This is a genomic window from Hymenobacter sp. DG01 (assembly GCF_006352025.1).
Lineage (GTDB): Bacteria > Bacteroidota > Bacteroidia > Cytophagales > Hymenobacteraceae > Hymenobacter.
On record NZ_CP040936.1, the window covers coordinates 559,556 to 584,654 of the forward strand.

Consider the following 25,099-nt stretch of genomic DNA (forward strand, 5'->3'; position numbering starts at 1 on the left):
GCAACTACTGACTAGTAGGATTCCTGAAAGAAACAGGTAGAGATGCTTCGGCAAGCTTAGCATGACATTCTAGTAGTGAATTCTACTGGTCGAAATCCACTGACACCTTCTCCGAGGTAGGGCGGGCCTGGCAGGAGAGGACGTAGCCTTTGGCCACTTCGGTGTCGGAAAGGGAGTAGTTCACGTCCATTTCTACGGTGCCCTCCGTTACGCGGCAGCGGCAGGTGCTGCACATACCGTTTTTGCAGGAGTAGGGGGCATCGGCGCCGGTTTCCAGCAGGGCATCCAGAATGGTGTCGCCGTAGTACGACATTTCCAGGATGCGCTTGGTGCCTTCCAGCTGCACGGTTACCTGGCTGTGCTTGTCATCCTCACCAACAGGGCGTTGGGCTTGACGGGCGGCAGCCCGCTGGGCGCTGCCGGCGGAGCCAAACATCTCGAAGTGAATTTTCTCGGGGGCTACCCCAGCCTCGGCCAGCACATCCTTCACGTCGTTGATCATCTCCTCCGGGCCGCAGATGAAGGCCTCGTCGATTTCGTGGGCAGGCACAATCTTCAGCAGGAACAAGCGGGCTTTTTCGGCGTTGATGCGGCCGAACAGCAGGTCGGTGTCGCCCTGCTCGCGGCTGAGGATGTGGTACACGCTGAGGCGGTCCACGAACCGGTTTTTCAAGGCTTCAATTTCCTCCTTGAAGATGATAGAGTTGCGCCCCCGGTTACCATAGATCAGGTACACCCGGCTGTGGGGCTCGGTCAGGAGCACCGTTTTGATGATGGACATAACCGGCGTGATACCCGAACCCGCCGCGAACATCACGTAGAGCTTCTGCTGCTCAGGGTGGAGCTCGGTGTAGAAGTGGCCCATGGGCGGCATCACCTCCAACTCTTCGCCTACCCGCAGCTTTTCCACGGCCAGGGAAGAGAAACGGCCTTCCGGGACCTTTTTGATGGCTACGCGCCACTCATTGTCCAGGGGGCTGCTGCAGATGGAGTAGCTCCGGCGCAGCTCCTCGCCCTCATGCTCGCGGCGGAAGGTGAGGTACTGGCCCTGGGTGAACTTGAACGTCTCGCGCAGGTCAGCGGGCACATCCAGGGACACGCTCACGCAGTCCGGGGTTTCCCGGACGATACTCTTGATTTTTACTTTATGAAAACGGCTCATGATATGTAGCTATTAGCTGTTGGCTGCTGGCTGTTAGCTTTCGTCGGCCGGGTAGGCTAATAGCTGACAGCTAACAGCTTTATTTTTTCTCCAGCCCGGTGAGGAGCATGGTGATGATGTTGGCTTCCAGCTCTTCGGCCGACAGCTCGCGGCCGGGGCGGTACCAGAGCTCCACCCAGCGCACGGCAGAAAGGATGGTAAACAAGGCCACCGATACGTTCACGGGCTGAAACTCACCGGCAGCAATGCCCTGCTCAATCAGGGCCGCGAAGCCTTTTTCGTACTGCTTGCGGGCATCCTTGAACTCCGTCAGGGCGGGTTCGCGCAGGTACTTCCAGTCGTGGTTGGCTACGGATACGGCCGCGCCATCCTCAATCATGAGGCGGATGTGCAGGCTAATCAGGGCCTTGATTTTCTCGACGTACGGTGCGTCGGTGGCTTCTATTTCGGCGAGCTGGGAAATGTAGGTACTCGATACGCGGAAGCAGATCAGCTCCAGAATCTCGTCCTTGGACTTGATGTGGTTGTACATGCTGGCCGCTTCAATGCCTACTTCGCCGGCTAGGTCGCGCATGGATGTGCCACCGAAGCCTTTCTGCTTAAACAGCTTGGCGGCTTCTTCCAGGATAAGCTGGCGCTTGTTGGTTTTGCGGGTTGTAAGCATGGGTGGGGGGTAGGAGGTCAGAAGCCGTACGCCAACGGCTGGCTAAAGATTGCGCAAATCTTTGACCCGACTCAACTTGCCGCCTTCGCTGCGCGGCAGCTGCCCAAAGCCCATCAGCGTGACCTTCATACTGAGCCCAATGTTGTCCTTGATTTTCTTGGCAAACGCGCCCTTCAGCGTCCGGAGGCAGTCGTGCTGTTGCACCACCTCATCGGTCAGGGCCTCCAGGCCTAGCTCCCGCATCAGCACCTCGTCTATTTCCACGTTCACTTCCACCTCATCGAGGCTACCCCGGCGCGAGGCTACAACCTGGTAATAGGGGCTCACCTGCTCCATACTGCTGATGATGTCCTCGACCTGGGTTGGGAAGAAGTTGACACCCCGAATGATGAGCATATCGTCGGCGCGGCCACGGATGGGGCCCATTTTTACGTGAGTGCGCTTGTGGGAATGTTCGTAGGTGAGGTTGGTAATGTCGCCGGTCCAGTAGCGCAGAATGGGCATGGCCTTCTTGGTGAGGGTAGTCAGCACCAGCACCCCGTACTCGCCCTCGGCCACCGGCTCGCCGGTTTCCTGGCAGACGATTTCGGGGTAGAAGTGGTCTTCCCAGATGTAGCTGCCCGTGCCGCGCTCGTCGGCATCTTCCTGCGACACGCCGGGGCCCATAATCTCGCTGAGGCCGTAGATGTTGGTGGCCCGCACGCCCAGACCCTGCTGCACCTGCCCCCGAATGGCCTCGCTCCAGGGCTCGGCGCCCAGCACGGCGTACTGCAGGTTGAGGGCGGTCAGCGGAATGTTGCGCCGCTTCAGCTCCTCGGCCAGTACCTGGGCGTAGGAGGGGGTAGCGCACAGCACTTCCGGCTGGAAATCCTGCAGGAGCTGCAGCTGCCGGTCGGTGCTACCCCCCGAAACCGGGATAACCGTCAGGCCCAGCTTTTCGGCTCCGTAGTGAATGCCCAGGCCGCCCGTGAATAGGCCGTAGCCGTAGGCGTTCTGGAGTTTCATGCCCGGCCGGCAGCCCGCCGCAGCCAGGGAGCGGGCCACCAGCTCCGCGAAAGTGTTCAAGTCCTCAGCCATGTAGCCCACCACGGTGGCCTTGCCCGTGGTGCCGCTGGAGCAGTGCAGGCGCGCTACCTCAGGCTGGGGCACCGCAAACAGCCCGAAAGGGTAGTTGTCGCGGAAGTCTGCCTTCTTGGTGAAGCCCAGCTTGCCCAGGTCTTCCAAGCCTTTGAAGGTACTCGGGTTGATGCCTAAGTCGTCGAACTTCTGCCGGTAAAACGGAACGCGCTGGTACACATACTGCACCTGCTCCTTCAGGCGGGCGTTTTGGAGAGCCCGCAGCTGCGGCAACGGCAGGCGCTCCATTTCAGGGTTGAACAGCATGGGCGGGAGGCTTGGGTGGGTGGCGGAAGTGCCAAGATAACACTTTAACCAACGCAAACGAATGTTTGTTAGTATAATCTAAAGCTGAGAAAAGGTCTGTTACATAAGGAAGAACGGTCAGTCAAGCTTGTCGAGACATCTTGCGGGCTGAGGTTGTGATAGTAACTCAGGCAGCAGCCCGCGAGATGCTTCGGCTGCGCTTAGCATCACACGTTCCTTTTGCTGGCAGCCACCCTACCCCCCGGAACATTCGTGTAACTAAAGAGGCCGTTTGCCAGTCTAAAAAGCAGATGTTTCACTGACCTTCTCCTTTGAGCTATATGGCAAACACTCCCACTTCGCAGCGTCTTCAAAATCAGGTAGCCCTTGTTACGGGGGGCAGCTCCGGCATCGGAACGGGGGTAGCCAAAGCTATGGCGGCCGAAGGTGCCACGGTCATCGTCAACTACGCGCACGGTGCCGACGACGCCAAGGCCGTGGTGGCTGACATTGAAAAGGCCGGCGGCAAGGCCGTGGCTATCAAGGCCGACGTTAGCAAGGAAGATGAAGTGCAGGCTATGTTCAACCAGATTCGGGAGCAGTTTCAGACCCTGCACATCCTGGTCAACAACTCCGGCATTCAGCAGGATGCCACCTTCCTGGAAATGACCCTGGAGCAGTGGCAAAAGGTGATTGATGTAAACCTGACCGGGCAGTTTCTGTGCGCCCGAGAGGCCGCCCGCGAGTTTGTGCGCCGGGGCCCGCAGCCGGAAATATCGAAGGCCACTGGCAAAATCATCTGCATGAGCTCCGTGCACGAGGTAATTCCGTGGGCCGGTCACGTCAACTACGCCACCAGCAAAGGCGGCATCATGCAGTTGATGAAAAGCATGGCCCAGGAGTTGGCTCCGCACAAAATCCGGGTGAACAGCATCGGGCCCGGTGCCATTAAAACCCCCATCAATAACGAAGCCTGGGAAACCCCCGAAGCGGCCGAGAAGCTGCTGACTCTGATTCCGTACGGCCGCATCGGCGAAACCGAGGACATCGGGAAGGTGGCTGTGTGGCTGGCTTCTGATGAGGCCGACTACGTGACCGGCACTACTATCTTCGCCGACGGTGGCATGACCCTGTACCCCGGCTTCGCCGACAATGGCTGAGCCGGAAGGCAGCGGTTTTTCCTACCCCCTCGGGGCGGCGTAAACCCTGGCCTAACGGCGGCGCACCTTGTATTTCTACGGTTCCGGCGGGCTGATGTGGGCCGGCCGGCACGCTACCTTACATGACTCAGGAACACCAACGGCAGCAGCAGGCCCGGGAAGGCGAAGCCAACTGGCACCGCTTCGGGCCCTACGTATCGGAGCGGCAGTGGGGCACAGTGCGCGAGGATTATTCAGCTGACAGCCAGCCCTGGACCTACCTCACCCACGACATGGCCCGCAGCAAGGCTTACCGCTGGGGCGAAGATGCCATTGGGGGCGTTTCGGATGAGCAGCAGCAGCTGTGTCTGGCGCCGGCTTTCTGGAACGGGCACGACCCCATCATCAAGGAGCGGCTGTTTGGGCTGAGCGGCCCTGAGGGCAACCACGGCGAGGATGTGAAGGAGCTGTACTACTACCTCGATAATACCCCCACGCACTCCTACATGCGCATGCTGTACAAGTATCCGCAGCATGCCTACCCCTATGCGTGGCTGGTACAGGAGAATGCGCGCCGCAGCCGCCGCCAACCCGAGTTTGAGCTGCTGGATACCTGCATATTCCACGAAAACCGCTACTTCGATATCTTTCTGGAGTACGCCAAGGCCAGCCCCGACGATGTGCTGCTGCAGATAACCGTGCACAACCGCGGGCCGCAGCCGGCTCCGTTGCACGTGCTACCCCACCTCTGGTTCCGCAACACCTGGGCCTGGGGCTACGATGCCTACAAGCCGGGGCTCCGGGCCACCGAAGCGGGGCACATTCAGGTAGAGCACCAGCACCTGCCGCCCCTGCAGCTGTACTGCGACCAGGCGGAAGGCCACAGCCCCGACCTGCTTTTCTGCGACAACGAAACCAACACCCAGCGCCTGTACGGCACCCCTAACGCCAGCCCCTACTGCAAAGACGGCATCAACGACTACCTGGTGCACGGCCACCAGGCAGCCCTCAATCCGGCCCGCCAGGGCACCCGTGCCGCCGCCCACTACCAGCTGACTATTCCGGCCCAGCAGAGCCGGGTGCTGCGCCTGCGCCTGGCCGCGCCCGGTCTGCCTACCCCTTTTGCCGATTTTGCCAGCTTGCTTCAGCTGCGTAAAAAAGAGGCCGATGAGTTCTATGAACACCTGCAGGCCGACCTGACCAACCCCGATGCCCGTAGCGTGCAGCGCCAGGCCCTGGCCGGCATGCTCTGGAGCAAGCAGTTCTACTATTATGATGTGGCTGAGTGGCTGAAAGGCGACCCGGCTTCGGTGCGCCCACCGGTCGCCCGCCGGCACAACCGCAACCACGCCTGGAGCCACCTCAACAACGCCGACATCATCTCCATGCCCGACAAGTGGGAGTACCCCTGGTACGCGGCCTGGGACCTGGCCTTCCACTGCATTCCGCTGGCGCTGGTAGATGGGCACTTCGCCAAAAAGCAGCTGCAGCTGCTGTGCCAGGATTGGTACATGCACCCCAACGGACAGCTGCCGGCCTACGAGTGGAACTTCTCCGACGTAAACCCGCCCGTGCACGCCTGGGCCACCTGGCGCGTGTATAAACTGGACCGCAAGCAGCACAACGGCCAGGGCGACACGGCCTTTCTGGAAAGCGTGTTTCACCGCCTGCTGCTCAATTTTACCTGGTGGGTAAACCGCAAGGACCGCAATAACCGCAACATCTTCGAGGGGGGCTTTCTGGGGCTCGATAACATTGGTATGTTCGATAGAAGCGCCCCGCTGCCCGATGGGGCCTACATTGAACAGGCCGACGGCACGGCCTGGATGGCCATGTTTGCCCTGAACATGATGCGTATAGCCCTGGAACTGGCCAAAACCAACCCTGTGTACCAGGATATGGCCAGTAAGTTCTTCGAGCACTTCCTCTACATCGCCCAGGCCATGACCAATCTGGCCGACGAGCAGATAGATATGTGGGACGAGCACGACGGCTTTTACTACGACGTGCTGAACACCCCGGAGCACGGCCGCCTACCCCTGCGCGTCCGCTCAATGGTAGGGCTGATTCCATTGTTTGCCGTAGAGGTGCTCGACGAGGATACGCTCCAGCAGATGCCCCGCTTTGTGTACCGCCTGAACTGGTTTCTGGACCACCGCCCCGAGCTGGCCGCCATGGTTTCGCGGTGGCAGGAGCCGGGCCGGGGCCAGAGCCACCTGCTGTCCTTGCTGCGCGGGCACCGCATGAAGCTGCTGCTGGGCCGCGCCCTCAACGAAGCCGAGTTTCTCTCCGACTACGGGGTGCGGGCATTGTCGCGGTATCACCTAGCGCATCCTTATGTGTTCGAGCACGCCGATGGCAGCAAGGAAGTGGTTGATTACCAGCCTGCCGAATCGACAACCTCCCTGTTTGGGGGCAACAGCAACTGGCGCGGCCCCGTCTGGATGCCCATGAACTTTCTGCTGGTGGAGGCGCTGCAGCGTTTCTACCATTACTACGGCCCCGAATTCAAGGTGGAATACCCCACCGGCTCCGGCCAATACAGCACGCTACTGGAAATATCCCAGGCCCTGACTGAGCGCCTTACCCGGCTGTTTCTGCGCGATGAAAACGGCCGCCGCCCCTGCTTCGGCCTGAACCAGCAGCTCCAGACCGACCCCCATTTTCGGGACTATCTGCTCTTTCATGAGTATTTCCACGGCGACACCGGGCAGGGCCTGGGCGCCAGCCACCAAACCGGCTGGACCGGTCTCATTGCCAAGCTGCTCCAGCCCCGCCCAAACGGGTAAAAAGCTATTCGGAAGTTTTAGTTGACGCCTAATACACAAGCGTCGCCGGAGCATTTTGCGTAGGGTTGTTGTGGTAGTAATGATGATACGGAAATGACCGTCATGTCGAGCTTGCCGAGACATCTCGCGTGCTGACGTTGTAATGGTAATTCAGCGTCAGCACGCGAGATGTCTCGGCAAGCTCGACATGACGTTCTAGGAAGGTCTATTCTTCAGCCTTTTGCTTGAGGTGGAAGAGGCTCGGCATGACGGCCAGGTGTATATGATTCTTATCTCCGGCCTTCCTACCCCTTGCTTCGGGCTGAAGGGTAGGAAGGCCTCCGGAGGCGGGTCTGGCAAAAAATGCCTATACTCCCTTCTCAAATCTTGCTTTGTTCTTTTTCGGAGCCTTTTTGCGGGCTCCGCTGTTCTTTTTGCGTGACTGATTCCTCTACCACCCCGCCCGCCCGCCCTGATCTGCTGCGCATCCCCTACGATGACTACCGCGCCCTGCCGGCCATTGCCAACTCCGACCTCTCGCGCCTGCGCGACGCGCTTAATGGCCGCGCCCCTCGCCCGCATACCAGCGTAGGTGGCGCCCTGGGCCTGGGCACAGCCTTCCATACGGCCCTGCTGGAGCCCAACCTCTACGAGCCCGGCCAGCCCGGCATCAACGACACCCTGATCTGGTGGATGGTGGATGGCGTAAAGCTCAACCCTGAAGTAAATGACCTGCTGGAGGTAGGCATTCCTGAGCCCAGCTGCATCTTCACCGAGCCCGTTACGAACACCCTCTGCAAGCTCCGCGCCGACCTGGTGGTGGATCAGCCCGGGCAGCCCTACACCATCGTGGACTTCAAAACCACCATGGCCCGCGACCATAACCATTTCGTGGAGCAGTGCACTCAGTACGACTACGACCGGCAGGCCGCGTTCTATGCCGATGCCCTGCACGCCGACCGTTTCCTGCTGATTGGAGTGCAGAAGGTGGAACCCTTCAAAGTATTTGTGTACGAGGTGCCGCCCCTGCTGCGCAACGAGGGCCGCGCCAAATACCTGCGCCTGCTCAAGCTGCTACAGCCCGAAACACCGGTACCCCTCTCGGTGGTGCAAGCCGTGCGCGAAGTCCGCGACGCCCTGAACGGCGTAGAGTAGAAACAGTCCGTTGCGGCTTCCGCAGCCCCCACCGAAACGCCGTGCCGTGTTTCGGTGGGGGCTGCCGTTTTCGCGCCGCTCTCGTTAGGAAGGCTTGCCCATATAGTAGGATGCGAAACGGGGTAGGGTATAGCGGACTCCTGAACGGTGTAAAGACACATAGTTGCGTCTCATCGTCCGCGCCGCGCTGGCATCGTTGTTCAATGGTAAGACGCAACTATGCGTCTCTACAGGTCCGCTATCCTGTTTTATATGCTCTGATAAATTAATTATTGAATTAATTAGGATAAATACCTGAGCTCGGTTATACTTGTACTATAGCTGACGAAAAACTGACCTATTACATGCGTCATTTCCGCAATAATCTCCAGAATAATAGCTCGAATAATAATCTTATTCGAGACTGGAAGGCTATTGCTCCATTGGAGAGATGAAAAATCAATAACTGATTTTTTTCAAAGCCTTCCGCTACAACGGAAGGCTTTTTTTGTGCCTGCGGTTTGGTGCTGCTTCTGAAGCAGCCCGAATAAAGCCGGTTTTCCGAGCACAAATAATTTCTGGATTTCCGAAAAAAACTTCCCGGCGGGAGAAGGGAATTCGTGTGCCTTTACAAAACAAAAATTCACTTCATAAACTCCTAAAATTAATTGCCATGACCGCGCAGGAATTACTGAAAACGGAGGAAGCTATCAGCTTCGTAAAAGAAACCTTTGCCAAAGAGCTCAGCACCCGGCTGCAGCTTAGCAAGGTGTCGTCGCCGATTGCGGTGCTGGACGGCACGGGCATCAACGATGACCTGAACGGCATTGAGCGCCCGGTTGGCTTCCCGGTTAAGGCCCTGGACGAGCGCCGCGCGGTGGTGGTGCACTCCCTGGCTAAATGGAAGCGGGTGCGCCTGCAGGAGCTGGGCATTGAGGCCGGCCGCGGGCTGCTGACCGACATGCGCGCCCTGCGCCCCGACGAAGACTATTCGCCCATTCACTCTATCTACGTGGACCAGTGGGACTGGGAAAAGCACATCACCCCCGAGCAGCGCACTCCCGCGTTTCTGAAAGCCACCGTAGAGCGCATTTACGAAGCCCTGAAAACCACCGAGGCCCGCGTCAGTGCCGAGTACCCGGAAATTACGCCTGTGCTGCCCGGAAAAATCACCTTCCTGCACGCCGAGGACCTGCTGCGGCAGTACCCAACCCTCACGCCGAAGGAGCGCGAGCATGAGGTGACCAGACAGTACGGCGCCGTGTTCCTGATGGGCATCGGCCACGAGCTCAGCCACGGCGAGCCCCACGACGGCCGCGCCCCCGACTACGACGACTGGAGCACCGAAACGGAGGACGGGTACCGCGGCCTCAACGGTGATATTCTGCTCTGGCACCCGGTGCTGGAAACTTCCTTCGAGGTGTCATCAATGGGTATTCGGGTGGATAAGCAGGCCCTGGTGCGCCAGCTGGCCCTGCGCGGTTGCCAGGACCGGCAGGAGCTGTCGTTCCATGCGCGCCTGCTCAAGGATGAGCTGCCCCAGAGCATTGGCGGCGGCATTGGCCAGAGCCGGGTATGCATGTTTATGCTGCGCAAAGCACACATTGGGCAGGTGCAGGTGAGCATCTGGCCGGAAGCCGTGCGGGCCGAGCTGGCGGGCACGGGCGTGGGCCTGCTGTAAGCGGGACTATAGTTTGCGTTGCCGCCGGAGGCAACCCAGGCGGGGAAGCAGGTTTGGCGGCCGTAGCTTCTCCGCGTGCTTTTTTAGCGGTATAGTCGGTGCCCGATGCGCTAGCGCGTGGCCGCGCGACTGGCAGGTTCTTAACCGGTAACCGGAGGGCGTGGGGTAGGCTCGTGCAGGAGCTGCCGCGCCGCCGTGGCCCCACTAACCAGGGCCGCTTCTACCGTGCCAATGTACGGCCCCTGATACACCCCTTCGCCGGCTATAAAAAGGGTGCCGGCCACGGGCGTAGCCAAGGCCGCGCGGTGAGCCGTGGCGTGCAGAGCCGAGTAGGAGTAGGCCCCGCGCGCCAGCGGATCGGCAGCCCAGTTCACGATGCGGTGGGCCCGCAGGTGCTCCCGCAGGAATTCGGGGGTAGTGTCCAGCAGGTAGGCCACGGAGTCCAGGGCCTCGGCCAGCAGCTCCGCGTCGGGGGCGTGGCGGCGCCGGTGGGCCGCCGGGCCCGCCAGCCACCCCGTCAGGATAGGGCGCGGGTCCGGGAACTGGCTCCACCAGGTAGGGATGGCCGCATCAGAGAACAGAAAGTCCAGGTTGGGTAGGGGTTGGGCAAGCTGCGGAGCCGCCTGCTCCCAGATGGGGGCATCAAACTCCAGCAAAACCTTAATAACGGGGCCGAAGCCCAGGGCCCGGGCCGCCTCCCGGTGCTGGGGTAGGTCGGGTTTCAGGTGGAGGTACCCTGCCTCTCCGGGCTGGGCCTGCAGCACGCCCAGCGGCACGGTCAGTAGCACCTGCGAAGCCTGCAGCACCTGCCCATCGGCGCACCGCACGCGCACCTGACCCGGCTGCCAGTGAAGCTCGGTTACCTGGGTGTTCAGCTGCACGGTAACCCCGGCGGCTTGCGCATCCTGAGCCAGCCACTCCACCAGGCGGCCGTAGCCGCCCTCAGGGCGCGGCGAGTCCTCGGCTCCGTTGCCGCTCCACTCGTCGCGCAGGGCAAATGTGCTGGCCCGGCTTGCATCGGCCGCGTCGTAACCCTCGGCGAAGCGCCGTACCTGCTCGCGCATGGTGCGATGCTCCGGCTCGGGGAAGTAGCGGGCCAGAAAGGAGTTCAGAACCACATCGTGCGGAAGCTCGCGCAGCTTCTCCAGCAGCAGGGGCATGTCGTCGAAGAAGGATTCGGCTGGCCGGGCGCGGCCCGCTTCCACCTCGTAGGTAGTGCCGGCCGTATCGTGGCAGACAATGCCGGCTTCCGCCAGCAGCTGGCGGGTGAGTGGTACGTCGCCGTGCAGGAACTCGGCTCCGCCTTCCACCGGCTGCGAAAAACCACCCTCCGGGGAGGTGTCAATGCGACCACCGAGGCGGTTGCGAGCCTCCAGCAGCAGCACGCGGCGCCCGGCGCGGGCCAGGGTGCGGGCCGCCAACAGGCCGGCGGCTCCACCCCCAATAATCAGAATATCAGGTTCAGACATGCAGTACAAAGCACACCTAACGCCGGGGCTACCCCTTTCCGGAACATGAAAGCCGGCTCATGGCGCTGGTGCTGGTTCCGCTTATAACACCAACCGGGGGTAGCAGGTTTACCGCCCGGAGCATTGCGGGGCGGCTGGGCAGCGGCTTTACAGGTTGATCCAGCTGGTGCGGGCGGGCATGGCTACCGGGTGCGACTGCACTACGGCAGTAACTGCCAGGGGCTGGCCAGCCGCATCGTGGTAGCGGACCATGTATTGCGGGGCTGCGCCGGGCGGCAGAATGGCCATGTCGAGGAAGGGGCTGCGGGCGTTGCGGGCCACGCACTGCCAGCCTTCCTGCTGGCAGCGGCGGTACACAAAGGCAAAGCAGCCCGCATCCGTGGTAAAATCGAGGCGGCGGCCAGCCGGCACCAGATGAAGCTGCAGATGAGGCAAGAGAGTAGGGGTAGGCATAGGCATGGTGGGTAAGACGAACAGGACAGCTGGGTAGCACCCTCAGTCTGACAGGTGCCTAAACGAGCCCATCGGGCCTTTAGCTCCCGGGTTTATACGGATTTAGCTCCCGCGAAAACCCCGATTTTCCTCTGCGTATTCCGCCATTCCGGCCCGATTGAGCCTCGATGTACATAATCGGGGGATTCGCTAACTCGCTTGTTGTGAGCTCGTAAAGAGGTAATAAGCGGAATCGAATTGCCCACTTCATCTCCTTATCTCACATGACGACGACCTCATCCTACGCCCTGGTTACGGGCGCCACCAGCGGCATTGGCTACGAGCTGGCTAAACTGCTGGCCCAGGACCACTACAACCTGATACTGGTGGCCCGCAACCCCCAGGAGCTGGAGCAAACCGCAGCTGAGTTTCGGCAGCAGTACGGCGTAGAAGTAGAAACCATTGCCCAGGATCTGTTTCAGCGCGAGGCTCCCTTTGCGGTGTACGAGGCCGTGCAGGCCAAAGGCCTGCAGGTAGAGGTGCTGGTAAACAACGCCGGCCAGGGCCAGTACGGCGAGTTTATTGAAACCGACATCAACCGGGAGCTGGATATTATTCAGCTGAACATTGGGGCCTACGTGGTGCTCACCAAGAAATTCCTGCAGGAAATGGTGGCCCGCAAGCAGGGTAAAATTTTGCAGGTTTCCTCCATTGGGGGCGAGTTGCCGGGGCCGCTGCAGTCGGTGTACCACGGCACCAAGGCCTTTATCACCTCTTTCACGGAAGCCATTCGGGAGGAAACCAAGGAAACCGGCGTCACCATCACGGCCCTGCTGCCCGGCGTTACCGACACCGACTTCTTCAACAAGGCCGATATGACCCAATCGAAGCTGGTGAAGGAAGGCAACCCTGCTGACCCTGCCGAGGTAGCCAAAGACGGTTACGAAGCCCTGAAGGCCGGCAAAGACAAAGTAGTGTCGGGCTTCATGAACAAAGTGCAGGTAGCCGTCAGCAACATCATCCCCGATAGTCTGGTGGCCGCCAACCTGCACGAGCAGGGCAAGCCCAGCGAGAAGTAAGCACTCGGTTTTTGGTGTTTTGACAACAGCCCCTACCCCCGCCGCGGGGGTAGGGGCTGTTGCTTTGCGGTTGCTGAGTAGCGTGGGGGTAGCGTTTTAGGCGTGGTATTCCTCGTCGGCAGAAGGGCCGTAAATGCTGGGCACGGGCACATCGAGCAGGCGCAGGTACACGGAGAGCTGGCCGCGGTGATGCACGCAGTGGTTGATGAGGTGACGTACTACCTCCGCCCGGGTAAGGCGCATGATGATTTGCTCGTGGTAGCGCATTGTCCAGGTTTGCTCGAAGGTTTCGGGGGTAGCAGCCGTGAGGGCGGCGCAGGCGGCCGCCCCGCTTTCCTGGAGGCGCTGCAGCAACTCGGCGGTGCTGGCGGGCAAAGCCAACGCCTGGTCGTCGTAGCTGCTCAGGTCCAGCTCGTCCGTTGCGAAAGTGTTGGCAATGCCTCCAATCAGATCGACGACGTGCAGTACCAGGACGCCCAGCGTCATGGATTTGGGGTGCGGCTGCCAGGAAAACTGCGCTACTGGGGCGCGCTCCAGCACGCGGCGGGTTAGCTCCAGCTCGTGCTGAAGCTCGGGGAGGAGGGCCTGGGTCAGGGGGGCAAGCAGGGTAGCTTCCATGGGTAAGGTTGAAGTGTGGTGGATGATACTTCAAACCTAGAGGCGCCCACTGACAGCCCTATGTCAGGAGGGTAGTAGAAAATTTTCAGAAAGTAACCGTCCCTGCAAAACCCGTGGTTTAGCCGAAATAGGTGTGGGCCTGATTCACCAGCTCGCGCACCTGCTCCCGCAGCTCCGGCGGCGACACGATGGTGGCCTGCCCGGCGAAGAGCAGCAGCCAGCGGGCCAGATAATCGAGATTATGGGCCAGAAACGTGACTTCCCGCCAGCCATCGGGGAGGGCCTGCTCATGCGCCCACCCGAAATGATGCTTGTTTTCCTCTACGTGGGGTAGGGCCTCGGGGCCGAAGCGCACCACGGCGGCGTGGGTCTGGTGGCGTTGGGCTTCCTGGGCCCAGTAGGTTTGCAGGGTGTCGGGGCGGGGCTCGAAGTGCTCCTCGCGCAGGTGCAGGCCGGCAATCCGGTCGAGGCGGAAGTCGCGGAACTCCTGGCGCAGGCGGCAGAACGCCACTACGTGCCAGTACTGCCCGAAGTAGATGCCAATAGGCTCCACGTCGCGGCGGGTGGGGGTGCCGTGGTAGCCGGCCCGGTACTCCAGCGTTACTACCTGGCGCTGGGCAATGCTGGTGAGCAGGGGCTGGTGCAGGTTGGCGGGTGGGTCCGGAATGGCCGGGTGCGCTGGTGGCGGGGCTGCAGAATAGTAATGCGCGGGCTCAGCTCCTCCACGTAGTCACGGTCGGGGCGGCGGAGCACGGCGCGCAGCTTGTCCATGGCGGCGTTGCTTAGCTGGGCCGTGTGCGCATCGGTGAGCTGGTGGGCCAGCTTTTCGGCCGTGAGCAGGGCCAGGGCTTCTTCGCGGCTGAACATCACGGGGGGTAGGCGGTAGCCCTCGGCCAGGCAGTAGCCTACCCCCGCCTCGCCGCACAAAGGCACGCCGGCTTCTTCCAGGGTGCGCAGGTCGCGGTACACGGTGCGCAGGCTTACCCCGTAGCGGGTGGCCAGGTCCTGGGCCTTCACCACACGGCGGGCCTGCAGCTGCACCAGAATAGCCGTAATTCGATCAAAGCGGTTCATTACCTGCAAAGTAAGCAGCGGGGGGTAGGAGCCACTTATCCGGCTACCGGGAAAGTAAGCGTAACGCTGGTACCCCGCCCGGGCCTGGACTGCAGCGTGAAGGTGCCACCCAGCAGCCCCACCCGCGTGCGGATGCCCGCCAGCCCGATGCCGCCACCTGCCGCGGCCGCGCTGGTATCGGCCACGCCCACGCCGTCGTCTTCCACGCTTACGTGCAGCAGTTCCTCTTCGCGGGCTACCTGCACAAACACCTCGTGGGCCTGGGCGTGCTTCATAACGTTGTTGAGCAGCTCCTGCACGCTGCGGTACACGGTGGTTTCCAGGGGGCGGGGCAGGGGAGTAGTCAGGCCCGAAAGGTTCAGGTCGATGGTCAGGACCTGGGGCGGAATGCGCTTCACCAGCTCACGCAAGGCCAGCTCCAGGCCAAAGTCTTCCAGAATGCTGGGGGTCAGCTCGAAGGAAATGGCGCGGGTGGAGCGAATGGCGTCGCTGAGCAGCTGCTGGCAGGTGCGCAGCTGCTCCGAGGGTGGCAGGGTATCGAGGGTGAGGCGGGTAGCATAGAGCAGCTGCCCCACGCCGTTGTGCAGGCTTTCGGAAATGCGGCGGCGCTCCTCCTCCTGGGTGGTAATAATGGCCGACAGTACCTCCTGCTGCTGCCGCAGCTTCAGGCGGGTGGCCTCAGCCTGCATGGCGTTGCGCTCCGTCACGTCGCGGCCCACAATCAGGGCCCCGGTTACGCTGTCGTGGTTGTGCAGGGGCACGAAGTTGAGGTCCAGCACCAGCGTGCGGCTGGGACCAATCCAGTTGGGCACGTCTGTGGCCTCGCCGGCCAGGGCCCGCTTAATATGGGCCACTACCTCCGGCACAACGGCCAGGTTGGGGTGTACCGTCGTGAAGGGGCGGCCCAGGGCGGCGGCTTCCGGTACCCCGGTCAGGGCCACCATGCGCGCGTTCCAGCAGGTAATAAGCATTTCCTGGTCCAGGGCTACCACGCAGTCCACCGTGTTGTTGAGCAGGCTCTGGGTAAATTCTTTTTCGTGCTGCAGCTGGGCCCGGCTTTGCTCCACCTCCGTAACATCAATGGCAAAGGTGATGGCCTGCTGGCGCTGGTGGTCGAAGAAGCCATAGTTCTGGAAGTACACCGGCTGGCCGGCGTGCTCGGCCACGTCAATGAATGCCACCGGCTCGCCGGCGAGCAAGCGGCGGGTAGGCTCGGTCAGGGACGGAAACACCCCGAACACATGGTGGCCCACCAGCTCATTGTCCTGCACATCCAGGCGGCGCAGGCCTTTGCCCGTCAGCTCCAGGTAGGTGCCATCGGGGGCGAGGCGGCCCAGAATAAGAGGCAGCGAAGCCAGGATGTGGTCCAGCAGCTGGGTTTTGTATTCCAGTTCGGCTTCGGCCTCCTGGCGCTGGGTGATGTCGCGCATGAGGCCCACAAAGCGCGCGGCGCTGCCATCGGGCGCGGGCATCACCCGGCCCACCGCCGATACGTAACGCACCGTGCCATCGGGCCACACAATCCGGTGCTCCAGATCAAAGGGAACGTGCTCAGAGGCGGAGCGCTGCAGGGCCCTGGCCACGGCAGGCAGGTCAGTGGGGTGAATGGCATCCTGAATAACCTGGAAGGCAGTGGGCGTGGCGCTGTAGGGCCGCCCGAAAATCTGCTGGCAGCGGGCATCCCAGTGCACCAGATTAGTGGCGTAGTCAATAACCCACACGCCGGTTTCGGACCCATTGAGGGCCATGCTCAGGCGCTCCTCGCTTTCCCGGATGCGGGCCGTGGTCTGCTTTTCGGCCGTAATATCGCGCCAGGCAGCGTGTACCAGATGGCTGCCCGGCTCGGCTGACTCAGCCGGGTCGGGCAGGGCCGTCAGCAGAATGTCTTCCCAGAATACCTCGCCGTTGCTGCGCAGGCGGCACCACTCAAAGCGGCAGTAGCCCTTGCGGATGGTTTCCTCCCAGTAGGCATCGGCCAGCAGCACCGAGAACTGCCCGTTGGGCTGCTTTTCGGGGGAAAAGGCGGCCCCGTGGCGGCCTACCAGGTCGGCTTTGGTGCCCAGGCCCAGCAGGCGCAGGGCGGCCGCGTTGCAGTCCAGGAAGCGGTTGTCGCGCATGAGCAGCATGCCGTCCTGGTTACGCTCAAACAAGGTCCGGAAACGCTTCTCGCTTAGCTCCAGCGCCTGCCGGGTCTGGTGCTGCTCCGTAATATCGGTGAGGGCCAGGCGGCAGGAGGGTGGTACGGCAGCGCGGCTATCAGCCCCGGCGGGGGTAGGCATACCTTCCAGCCGGACCTGAATAGGCAGGCCCGACTCGCGCTGCAGCTGCACCGACACTACCTGGCGGCTCCGGCTCTGCAGCATCTTCTCCAGAAACTCAGTAAACGCGGGCCGGTACTGGGGCGCCACGAACAGGCCCAGGCGGCGGCCCTTGATTTGTTGGCGCGGGGCTCCCAGCAGCTGGCTGGCGCGCAGGTTCAGCTGCTCAATCACCCCATCGGGGGCCACGGTGCAGTAGCCTACCGGGGCAAACTCATACAGGTCCTCGTACTGCAGGCGCAGCGCCTCTGCCTCGGCCTGGGCCACCAGTAGCTCCTCGTTCTGCATTTCCAGCTCAATCTGGTGCACCTGCAGGTCCTGAACCAGCTGCTGCACCATGGCCGGCGTTTCGGGGGGTAGGGGCTGCACTACGTTGTGCCGGCGCTCGGCGCGTTTGCGCAAATCCCGGAGGGTAGCCTGCTGGTTTGGGGCAGAGTTGCTGGTTCCGTTATCAGCCTCACTCATAACGCAGGGGGTTAAAAATCAACAGACACTAGGCTATTCTACGTAGCTATTACGGGGTAGTATGCTTCACAGCCATGGGGCAGCCAGGCAGGAGTACCGGCCGCCCCTGGGCCAGGAAGCTACAGCCGGTTCGGCTGCTCATCCTGCGCTTATATGCCCAGCAGCACCCGGTTGGTAGGCTGGCCCTCGTGCAGCAGGCGGCGGCCGTAAAAGGTAAGCACCCGGCGGCTTTGGTCGGGCAGCTCAGTTGTCAGCCGCAGATTGTCAAACTCAACGCTGGTGGGCGTGGGCTCCAGCAGCTGGCGCAGCGGCTCCAGCAGCTCGGGCCGGTTCAGGCAGCCCTGCCCGATGGTCATCAGGGAAGCATCCAGCAGCTCGGCGGGGGTAGTGCCCAGCAGCTCGGCAAACGAGTGGTTGGTGAAGGCCACGCGCAGGCTGCTGTCCAGCACCAGAATAGGCTGGCGGATGGTTTCCTGCAGGCTGGTGGCCAGCCGGGCGCTGGACTGCAGCCGGGCTTCCAGATTTTTCAGCTCCGTGATATCGGAGAAGGTAATAACGGCCCCGCTGATGTAATTGTCGAGGGTGCGGTAGGGCAGGATGCGCATGGTGTACCACTCGCCCGAGGTGGCCTCAATGTTGGTTTCTACGCTGGTGAGGCGGCTGAGTACCTGCTGCACGTCGCGCAGCAGGTGCTGGTAGCGCAGGTTGGCGGCAAAGTGGCTAAGGGGGCGACCAACATCGGAGGGCAGCAGATGAATGATGTGGCTTACCGGCGGGGTGAAGCGCTTGATGTTGAGGTTATTGTCGAGGAAGATGATGGCAATTTCGGTGGCGTCCAACAGGTTTTTCATGTCGTTGGCGGCCTGGGTCAGCTCATCGGTTTTGGCCAGGTACTGCATGTTCAGAGTCATCAGCTCCTCGTTCAGGCTCTGCATTTCCTCCTTGTTGGTCATGGCCTCCTCGTTGGTGCTTTGCAGCTCCTCGTTGGCCGACTGCAGCTCCTCGTTGGTGCTTTTCAGCTCCTCCAGCGAGCTTTCCATTTCCTCAATGGTGGTCTGGAGGCGGTGGCGCGTGTACTGCAGCTCCTTGTCGAGGGCCGCTACGGCCGCGTCGCGGCTCAGGGCTTCATCCTGCACGCTGGCCTTGCCCAGGCGCACCCGGCGGGGGGTAGGCTGGTCCTGAAAGGCCACCAGCAGCAGGCCGGCCAGGGCCTCGGGCTCCTCCAGATACTTCACCGAGAGGCGCAGCAGCAGCTGGCCCGAGTCGGTTTTCACCTGCACGTTGTCCAGGGTTACGCTCTGGCGGGTTTCGGTGGCCCGGCGCACGGCCGCGCTGATTTCGTAGGTCAGCTCTTCGCGGGCCATGTCGAAGAGGTTCATGCCGCTCAGGCCCGGGGCGGGCTCCAAGTATTTGCCCGTGCGGCCATGCACGTACAAAATCTCGCCCTTGGGGTTGATAATCACCGACGGGGGTGCGTAGGTGTTCAGCAGGGTTTTCTGGACCTGGGCAGCAAAGGGGCCCCCTTCGCGGCGCCCCGTAACGGAAGCAGACATAACAACGGAAGGGTGCGGCGAGGGCAGGTTCTGCCGCGAGAGGTCAAAGGGAAAGTTGAGCAGGCGGGGCAGGGAGCCGGAGGTGGCCGTACGCCGCGAAATCTTCCACTTCACGTCCAGGGGCTGAAACAGATCCTGGAAGGCCGTGATGTTTTCGCTGGGCCCCAGAAACAGCAGGCCGCCGGGGTTGATGGCGTAGTGAAACACAGGCATCAGATTTTTCTGCAGCTCCGCGCTCAGGTAAATCAGCAGGTTGCGGCAGCAAAGCAGATCCAAGCGGGTGAAGGGCGCATCCTTGTTGATGTTGTGCAGGGCAAACACCACCACGTCGCGCACCTCCTTCCGGATCTGGTAGTGCCCGTCGGTGCGGTGAAAAAACCGCTGCAGGCGCTCCGGGCTCACGTCGCCCACAATGTTGTCGGTGTAAAACCCGATGCGGGCAAAGTCCACGGCCTCCGCCGAAATGTCAGTGGCAAAAATCTGCACCTTGAGGTAGCGGGCCGGGTCCATCTCATCCAGCAGCTCCATCAGGGTCATGCCCAGCGAGTACGCCTCCTCGCCGGTAGAGCAGCCCGGAGCCCACACCCGAATGGTGCTGTGCGGCTCCTTGGCCTGCAGAATCGGGCGCAGGTGCTGCTTGAGGTTTTCGAAGGCCTCCGGGTCGCGGAAAAACTTCGTGACGCCAATCAGCAGCTCCTTGAACAGCTGCTCTACTTCCTGGGGGTTTTCCTGGAGGTAGCGCACGTAGGTAGTAAACTCCTTGATCTGGTGGGAGTTCATGCGGCGCTCAATGCGGCGGAATACCGTGTTGCGCTTGTAGTAGCTGAAGTCGTGGCCGGTTTGCTGGCGGATAAGCAGAAAGATTTTCTGCAGGGCGTGGGCCGGCCGGGTCGTAGATTCCGCGTCCTGGTCGCGCAGGGGGCGGCCCAGCGGGGGGCGGTCCACGTAGTCGAGCAGCTTGGCCGGCATCAGCTCCGGGGCCAGCACAAAGTCCACGAACTCCGTGGCAATGGCCGCGCGCGGCATCGAGTCGAAGGTGGCCGTATCGGGGTCCTGCACCATCACCATCCCGAAGTTTTCCATCACCAGCTTCAGGCCGATGCTGCCATCGGAGCCCAGGCCCGAGAAGATAACGCAGATGGCCCGCTCCCGGGCGTCCTTAGCCAGGCTTTGCAGAAAAAAGTCGATGGGCATGCGCTGGGCCGGCGCCTGGGTAGGCGACAGCAGAAACAGCCCCCCGTGCAGCAGGTTCAGGTCCTGGTCGGGCGGAATCACGTACACCTGGTTGGGGCGCAGCTTCACGCCGTCGCGCACTTCCTGCACGGGTAGGGAGGTAAAGCCCTGCAACACCTGCACCAGCTCGCTGCTCTGGGTGGGCAGCAGGTGGGTTACCACCACGAAGGCCATGCCGGAGTGAGGCGTGAGGTGGGTGAAAAAGCGCTCCATGGCCTCAATAGAGCCCGCCGAGCCGCCCAGGGCCACAATCGGAAACTTCTCGGCCTGGGGCGAGCTACCCGGCTGGGACTTGCGGCCGGCGGGGCCGGTAGGGGCGGGCACCGGGGACGCGTCGGGCGTTTCTATGCCTAGCTCCTCAATAGGAAATTCCTCGGCCTCGGAAGAAGCCGGGTTGGTATCAGCTGTCATGCGGGAAATCGAAACCCAAGCCATCAGCGGCCTTTTAGCCGCGCCAGCTGCTCAGGGTGGAACTGGTCATAAACTCAAATGTACCAAAATGCCCCGGCCCCAGGGCAGGGGCCAGCCCAACTCCGCGGCGGAAAATGAAGCTCAACCAGAGCCGCCGGCTCCCAAACCACGTAGTAACGCGTATCCTGAAAAGTACTTAGGATTTTTCTGGCACTCTCCCTTTTTCTCCGTTTTTCGATTTTGTCGTCCGTGCCCTCTCCTGCTTATCTTATCGTTGTTGGTACTTCAGCTGGGGGAATGCCCGCACTGGTTCAGGTTGGTTGCCCAGCTGCCCGCCAGCCTGCCGGCCGCCGTGCTGGTTGTGCAGCACCTGGCCCCCGACTCCTCGGGTGAGCCCCTGCTGGAGCGGCTGAGCCAGCACAGCGACCTGCGCTGCCGCCTACCCCATGACAAGGAGCCCCTGCAGGCCGGTGCGCTGTACCTGGCCCCCCCCCGACCGGCACCTGCTGGTGAAAGACGGGCAGGTGCTGGTAACCAAAGGGCCCCGCGAAAACAACTACCGCCCCGCCGCCGATGCCCTGTTCCGCTCGGCTGCCGTGGCTTACGGCCCCAATGTGGTAGGAGTGGTGCTGACCGGAATGCTGCACGACGGCACGGCCGGCCTGGAGTTCATTAAGCGCTGCGGCGGCACCGCCGTGGTGCAGGACCCCGCAGATGCTGAGTACCCCAGCATGCCCGAAAGCGCCCTGCGCAACGTGGAGGTTGATTATGTACTGCCCATCAGCATGATGGGACGGGTACTCCTGGAGCTGGTCGGGACGCCAGGCCCGGCGCCGGGCTCCGTGCCCATTCCTGAGGATTTGCAGTTGGAAGCGGCTATTGCTGAACGTGTTGTGGGAAATATTGAAGATGTTCGGAAGCTGGGCGACCAGGTGCCTCTTACCTGCCCCGACTGTGGCGGCAGCCTTTGGGAGCTTAAACACGGCAGCGTGCCGCGCTACCGCTGCCACACGGGCCACTCGTTTACCGGTGATGTGCTGCTGGAAAAATCGCAGGAGGTTATGGAGGAAACCCTGTGGGTAGCCCTGCGCATGATGGAGGAGCGTAAAAACCTGCTGATCAGCATGTCCACGCACGGCACCGGGCCCTGGAGCGTGCAGCAGGCCGAAAAGCTGGAGGAAATCAAGCAGCACGTAAACCGACTGCGCGAGTTCCTGCTCAATGGCCATTCCGCCACCCCGCGCCCCGATGGCTCCCGCGAGGACGCCGGGCACTAGGCGGGGTAGGCCTTGGCAGTGGGCTGACGAAGGAGCAGGCAGGGCTACCCCCAAACTCTACACCAACTCCAGACAACGAAGTTGAGGCACGGATCGTTGAGCTGTAATTAGCTGGCCAACAGGGGCTCAGCTACATCATCTTACCTTCTGAATTTTCCCTGCCATGACTACTCACGCTACCGCTGGCCCCGATATCTACGCCGAATTTAAACAGGATGTGAACATGACGGCCAGCGAGCTGAAAAAGTGGCTGCAAACCGACGAGTCTAAGTCAGTGGGCCAGGACAGTGGCGATGGTACCAGCATCGGGCACCACTCCGGGGAGCGGATTATTGAGATACTGGGCAAGAAAAAGGCGGATCTTACGGCCGAAGATGAGGAGCATATGCACAAGGTGCACAGCTACATCAGCCGCCACCGGGCCCAGGGCCCCCACGATAAAAAGGACGTGGAAACCTCCCGCTGGCGCTACTCCCTGATGAACTGGGGCCACGACCCCCTGAAGAGCCACTAAGCCTACCTCCAGTTAAGTGCCCAACCCCTGCCCCGGCAGCCGGCGCGGGTGGGCTCAGGCTGGCGGCAAACTATCGGGGGGGAAGTGCAGGCGGAAGGTGGTGCCGCTGCCGGGCGTGCTCCTGATTTCAATGTGCCCGCCGGCCTGCTGCACAATGCGGTTGACCAGGTACAGGCCCAGCCCCGAGCCGGGAACGTGGTCGTGAAAGCGCCGAAACATCTTGAACAAATCCGGCCCGAACCGGTCCAGGTCCATGCCCAGTCCGTTGTCCTGCACCAGCAGCAGGGGGCCGCCACCGGCTGTTACGCGCGTACTGACGTGCACCACGGGCGGGCGGTCGGGGTGGGCGTATTTCAGGGCGTTGCTGAGCAGGTTGTACAGAATGCTTTGCAGGTTGAGCCGCCCGAACAGCAGACACGGCACGGCCGCAAAGTCCAGGATAAACCGGGCCTGCCGCTCGGCAATCTGGGTGCGCATGCTCTGCATTACGCTGGTGGTCAGGGGTAGCAGCTCCACTACCTCGCGGGGGTGGCCCTGGGTCAGGCGCTCGGCCTGCACCACCTGGGTCAGGCCCTGAATGGTGGCCCGGATCTGGCCCAAGGCATCCTCAAACATGGTCATCAGGCGCTCGGCGTCGGGGTCATGGAAGGTGGCCGTGCGCTTCAGCTCCTCAAATACGCCGGCCATGTTGTGCACCGGCTGCTGCAAATCGTGGGAGGCCGTGTACACAAAGTTGTCCAGGTCCTCGTTGATGCGGGTCAGCTGCTCGTTGGTCAGCTCCAGCTGCAGGTTCGCGGCCTGGGCCTGCTCGTTGGCGGCCCACAGCTCCTTGTTGGAAGCCGCCAGCTTCTGGGTAGCCAGCTGTAGTGCCTCGGCCAGCTCTTTCTGCTCATGAATGTCGGTGTTGGCGCCAAACCACTGGGTTACGTGCCCTTGCTCGTCGTGCAGGGGTAGGGCCCGCACCAAAAACCAGCGGTAGCTGCCGTTGAGGCGGCGCAGGCGCGCTTCGGCCTGGTAGGGCGCACCCGCCGAGAGGGCCGTATTCCATTGGCGGTACAGCTGGGGCAAATCCTGGGGGTGGAAGAACTTCATCCAGCTCTGGCCCAGCACCTGCTCTGGCGCCTGGCCGGTGTAGGCGTACCACTGCTCGTTGTAGTAGTCCACCTCGCCGGTAGGCCCGGCCGTCCAGACCAGGTTGGAAATGGCATTGGTGAGGGTGCGGAAGGCCTGCTCGCTTTGCTCCGTGCGCCGGCGGGCCAGCATCAGGTCGGTTACCTCGTAGGCAAATACCAGCACCCCATCAATGCGGCCATGCTCATCGTAGCGGGGCTGCTGAATGTAAGTGAAGTAGCGGTCCTGGAGCTGTCCGGTTTCGGGCTGCACAATGGGGATATGAATGGCCAGCTCTTGGTGCGTAGCCCCGGTTTCGTACACCTGCCGGAAGGTATGGTACATCTGGTGGCCGGCAATTTCGGGCAGGGCTTCCAGAATAGGCCGGCCCAGCAGCTTCCGGCCCGGAAACAGCTGCTCATAGTTGGGGTTTACCAGCTCAAACACCAGCTCGGGCCCGTCCAGGATGCAAATGGCGGCGGGGGCCTGCATGAAAAACCGCCGTAGGCGGGCTTGTTGGCGCTCGGCTTCGGCCTGGGCCCGCTGGGCCTCCCGGGTGCGCTGCTGCACACGGCGCTCTAGCTCACTATTGGTGGACTGCACTTCCAGGTTGGCCGAAATCAGCTCCTCGTTGGTAACGGTCAGCTCTTCATTGAGGGCCGCCAGCTCCTCGTTGGTTTCGGCCAGCATCCGTTCACTACCCTCGGCCCGCTGCCGGGAAAGCAGCAGCTCCGTTACCTCATTGGCAAACACCAGAATGCCATTTACTTCTCCGGCCTGGTTGCGGGTGGCCTGGTAAATAAAGTTATAGTACCGCTCGCCCAACTGGCCGGTATTGTCGTGGTCGAGCTGAACCTGCATTTCCGAAGCCCGGAAGGTTTCGCCGGTACGGTACACCCGGTCGAGCAGGGCGAAAATAGCCTGGTCCTTAAGCTCGGGCATGGCCTCCCGAATGGGCTTGCCCAGCAGCGGCCGGTTGCCGACCAGCTCCTGATACAAGGGGTTCACCAGCCGAAAAATGTGGTTCGGGCCTTCCAGCATGGTAATCATGGCCGGCGCCTGCATAAACAGGCCGTGGAGCACATTGCGTTGGGCTTCAGCCTCGGCCCGGGCGGCCTTTTCACGGGCCTGGCTTGCGCGCAGGGCCTCTTCTACGGCCGTTCTCGACTGCTCGGCCGTGTCCGTGAAGCTCACCAGCAGGGCCTCGCCCACGCGTCGGGCCGAGAGGTGGAAAAAGTTATCCAGCCCGTCGCCCTGGTAGTTGATGCTGTACTGCTCCTGCCTGCCGGAAGCAAAAGCCCGGCAGTGAAACTCGAATACACCCGTAGCCAAGGTATGGGGGTAAAGCTGCAGGTAGGTTTGGGAGGGCAGCTCCGTGAGGCCCAGAATTTGCCGGGCCTTGGGGTTGAGCAGGGCAAACGTAAAGTCGATGATTTCCGGGCTGACGGGCCTTGCGTAAACCGGTTTGTAGAGGGCCACCCCGGTCAGCGACACGGTCAGCAGGCCCTCCAGCAGGTCTTCCGGGGGCGTAAGGCTCCGCGCGTCTGCAGAATAGGACGTAGAAGCAGGGAAGTCAGACACAGTAAAGCCAAAAACAGAAACAGTGGGGACCCACGCCAGCCGGCGCCCCAGAGTT

Annotated in this window: 18 protein-coding genes and 1 pseudogene; 8 read left to right on the forward strand and 11 right to left on the reverse strand. The window is 61.8% G+C overall.

The features are described 5' to 3' along the window. Positions 1-82: 82 nt before the first annotated feature. The 3 genes from paaE to FGZ14_RS02380 all read right to left on the reverse strand — a co-directional run bounded on the left by paaE (position 83) and on the right by FGZ14_RS02380 (position 3,209). A complete protein-coding gene (gene paaE, locus FGZ14_RS02370) occupies positions 83-1,162 on the reverse strand; it encodes a 1,2-phenylacetyl-CoA epoxidase subunit PaaE (protein WP_139920819.1) in 1,080 nt (359 codons plus the stop codon). Between the two features lie 79 nt (positions 1,163-1,241). After that, a complete protein-coding gene (locus FGZ14_RS02375) occupies positions 1,242-1,826 on the reverse strand; it encodes a TetR/AcrR family transcriptional regulator (protein ID WP_139920822.1) in 585 nt (194 codons plus the stop codon). Between the two features lie 42 nt (positions 1,827-1,868). Continuing rightward, on the reverse strand, positions 1,869-3,209 hold the full coding sequence (locus FGZ14_RS02380) for a phenylacetate--CoA ligase (RefSeq protein WP_139920825.1): 1,341 nt from the start codon (positions 3,207-3,209) through the stop codon (positions 1,869-1,871). A 320-nt stretch (positions 3,210-3,529) separates the two neighbouring features. On the opposite strand from FGZ14_RS02380, the gene FGZ14_RS02385 reads away from it, so the two are divergent. The 4 genes from FGZ14_RS02385 (at position 3,530) to asnA (ending at position 9,910) form a co-directional block, all read left to right on the forward strand. After that, positions 3,530-4,348 (forward strand): SDR family oxidoreductase, encoded by an 819-nt coding sequence (locus tag FGZ14_RS02385; protein ID WP_139920827.1) that lies wholly within the window; start codon positions 3,530-3,532, stop codon positions 4,346-4,348. Between the two features lie 122 nt (positions 4,349-4,470). Then, positions 4,471-7,116: a glucosidase gene (locus FGZ14_RS02390; protein WP_139920830.1), complete on the forward strand. Its 2,646-nt coding sequence runs from the start codon at positions 4,471-4,473 to the stop codon at positions 7,114-7,116. Positions 7,117-7,533: 417 nt separating this feature from the next. Then, the gene (locus FGZ14_RS02395; RefSeq protein WP_180754459.1) at positions 7,534-8,250 is read left to right on the forward strand and encodes a PD-(D/E)XK nuclease-like domain-containing protein; all 717 of its coding nucleotides are present in this window, start codon (positions 7,534-7,536) and stop codon (positions 8,248-8,250) included. Between the two features lie 652 nt (positions 8,251-8,902). Then, positions 8,903-9,910: an aspartate--ammonia ligase gene (asnA, locus tag FGZ14_RS02400; protein ID WP_139920834.1), complete on the forward strand. Its 1,008-nt coding sequence runs from the start codon at positions 8,903-8,905 to the stop codon at positions 9,908-9,910. 140 nt (positions 9,911-10,050) lie between these two features. On the opposite strand, the gene FGZ14_RS02405 is transcribed toward asnA, so the two are convergent. Both FGZ14_RS02405 and FGZ14_RS02410 read right to left on the reverse strand, forming a co-directional pair. After that, positions 10,051-11,379 carry an NAD(P)/FAD-dependent oxidoreductase gene (locus FGZ14_RS02405; protein ID WP_139920836.1) on the reverse strand — a complete coding sequence of 443 codons (1,329 nt, stop codon included), beginning with the start codon at positions 11,377-11,379 and terminating at the stop codon, positions 10,051-10,053. Between the two features lie 147 nt (positions 11,380-11,526). Beyond that, a complete protein-coding gene (locus FGZ14_RS02410) occupies positions 11,527-11,832 on the reverse strand; it encodes a hypothetical protein (protein ID WP_139920838.1) in 306 nt (101 codons plus the stop codon). A gap of 263 nt (positions 11,833-12,095) precedes the next feature. On the opposite strand from FGZ14_RS02410, the gene FGZ14_RS02415 reads away from it, so the two are divergent. Further along, the gene (locus FGZ14_RS02415; protein WP_139920840.1) at positions 12,096-12,890 is read left to right on the forward strand and encodes an SDR family oxidoreductase; all 795 of its coding nucleotides are present in this window, start codon (positions 12,096-12,098) and stop codon (positions 12,888-12,890) included. A 96-nt stretch (positions 12,891-12,986) separates the two neighbouring features. Here FGZ14_RS02415 and FGZ14_RS02420 read toward each other — a convergent pair whose 3' ends face one another. From FGZ14_RS02420 to FGZ14_RS02440, 5 genes are all read right to left on the reverse strand, one after another. Beyond that, complete coding sequence (locus tag FGZ14_RS02420) at positions 12,987-13,508, reverse strand: DinB family protein (RefSeq protein WP_139920842.1); 522 nt, start codon at positions 13,506-13,508, stop codon at positions 12,987-12,989. A gap of 118 nt (positions 13,509-13,626) precedes the next feature. After that, positions 13,627-14,175 carry a YafY family protein gene (locus tag FGZ14_RS02425; protein WP_139920844.1) on the reverse strand — a complete coding sequence of 183 codons (549 nt, stop codon included), beginning with the start codon at positions 14,173-14,175 and terminating at the stop codon, positions 13,627-13,629. Then, positions 14,112-14,582 carry a YafY family protein gene (locus FGZ14_RS02430; RefSeq protein WP_139920847.1) on the reverse strand — a complete coding sequence of 157 codons (471 nt, stop codon included), beginning with the start codon at positions 14,580-14,582 and terminating at the stop codon, positions 14,112-14,114. Before FGZ14_RS02430 ends, FGZ14_RS02425 begins: the two co-directional genes overlap by 64 nt. 35 nt (positions 14,583-14,617) lie before the next feature. Then, positions 14,618-17,365, reverse strand: coding sequence for a PAS domain S-box protein (locus FGZ14_RS02435; protein ID WP_139920849.1), 2,748 nt, complete (start codon positions 17,363-17,365; stop codon positions 14,618-14,620). Between the two features lie 149 nt (positions 17,366-17,514). Further along, entirely contained in the window at positions 17,515-20,562 is a 3,048-nt protein-coding gene (locus FGZ14_RS02440) for a CheR family methyltransferase (protein ID WP_180754460.1), read from the reverse strand. A gap of 88 nt (positions 20,563-20,650) precedes the next feature. Here FGZ14_RS02440 and FGZ14_RS22310 point away from each other — a divergent pair. From FGZ14_RS22310 to FGZ14_RS02450, 3 genes and pseudogenes are all read left to right on the forward strand, one after another. Further along, a pseudogene (locus FGZ14_RS22310) lies at positions 20,651-21,013 on the forward strand (chemotaxis protein CheB); the annotation flags it as partial. A gap of 19 nt (positions 21,014-21,032) precedes the next feature. After that, positions 21,033-21,839, forward strand: coding sequence for a chemotaxis protein CheB (locus FGZ14_RS21955; protein ID WP_257883322.1), 807 nt, complete (start codon positions 21,033-21,035; stop codon positions 21,837-21,839). Positions 21,840-22,002: 163 nt separating this feature from the next. Next, entirely contained in the window at positions 22,003-22,353 is a 351-nt protein-coding gene (locus FGZ14_RS02450) for a DUF3140 domain-containing protein (RefSeq protein WP_139920853.1), read from the forward strand. A gap of 54 nt (positions 22,354-22,407) precedes the next feature. Here FGZ14_RS02450 and FGZ14_RS02455 read toward each other — a convergent pair whose 3' ends face one another. Continuing rightward, on the reverse strand, positions 22,408-25,044 hold the full coding sequence (locus FGZ14_RS02455) for a PAS domain-containing protein (RefSeq protein ID WP_139920855.1): 2,637 nt from the start codon (positions 25,042-25,044) through the stop codon (positions 22,408-22,410). Positions 25,045-25,099 lie beyond the last annotated feature (55 nt).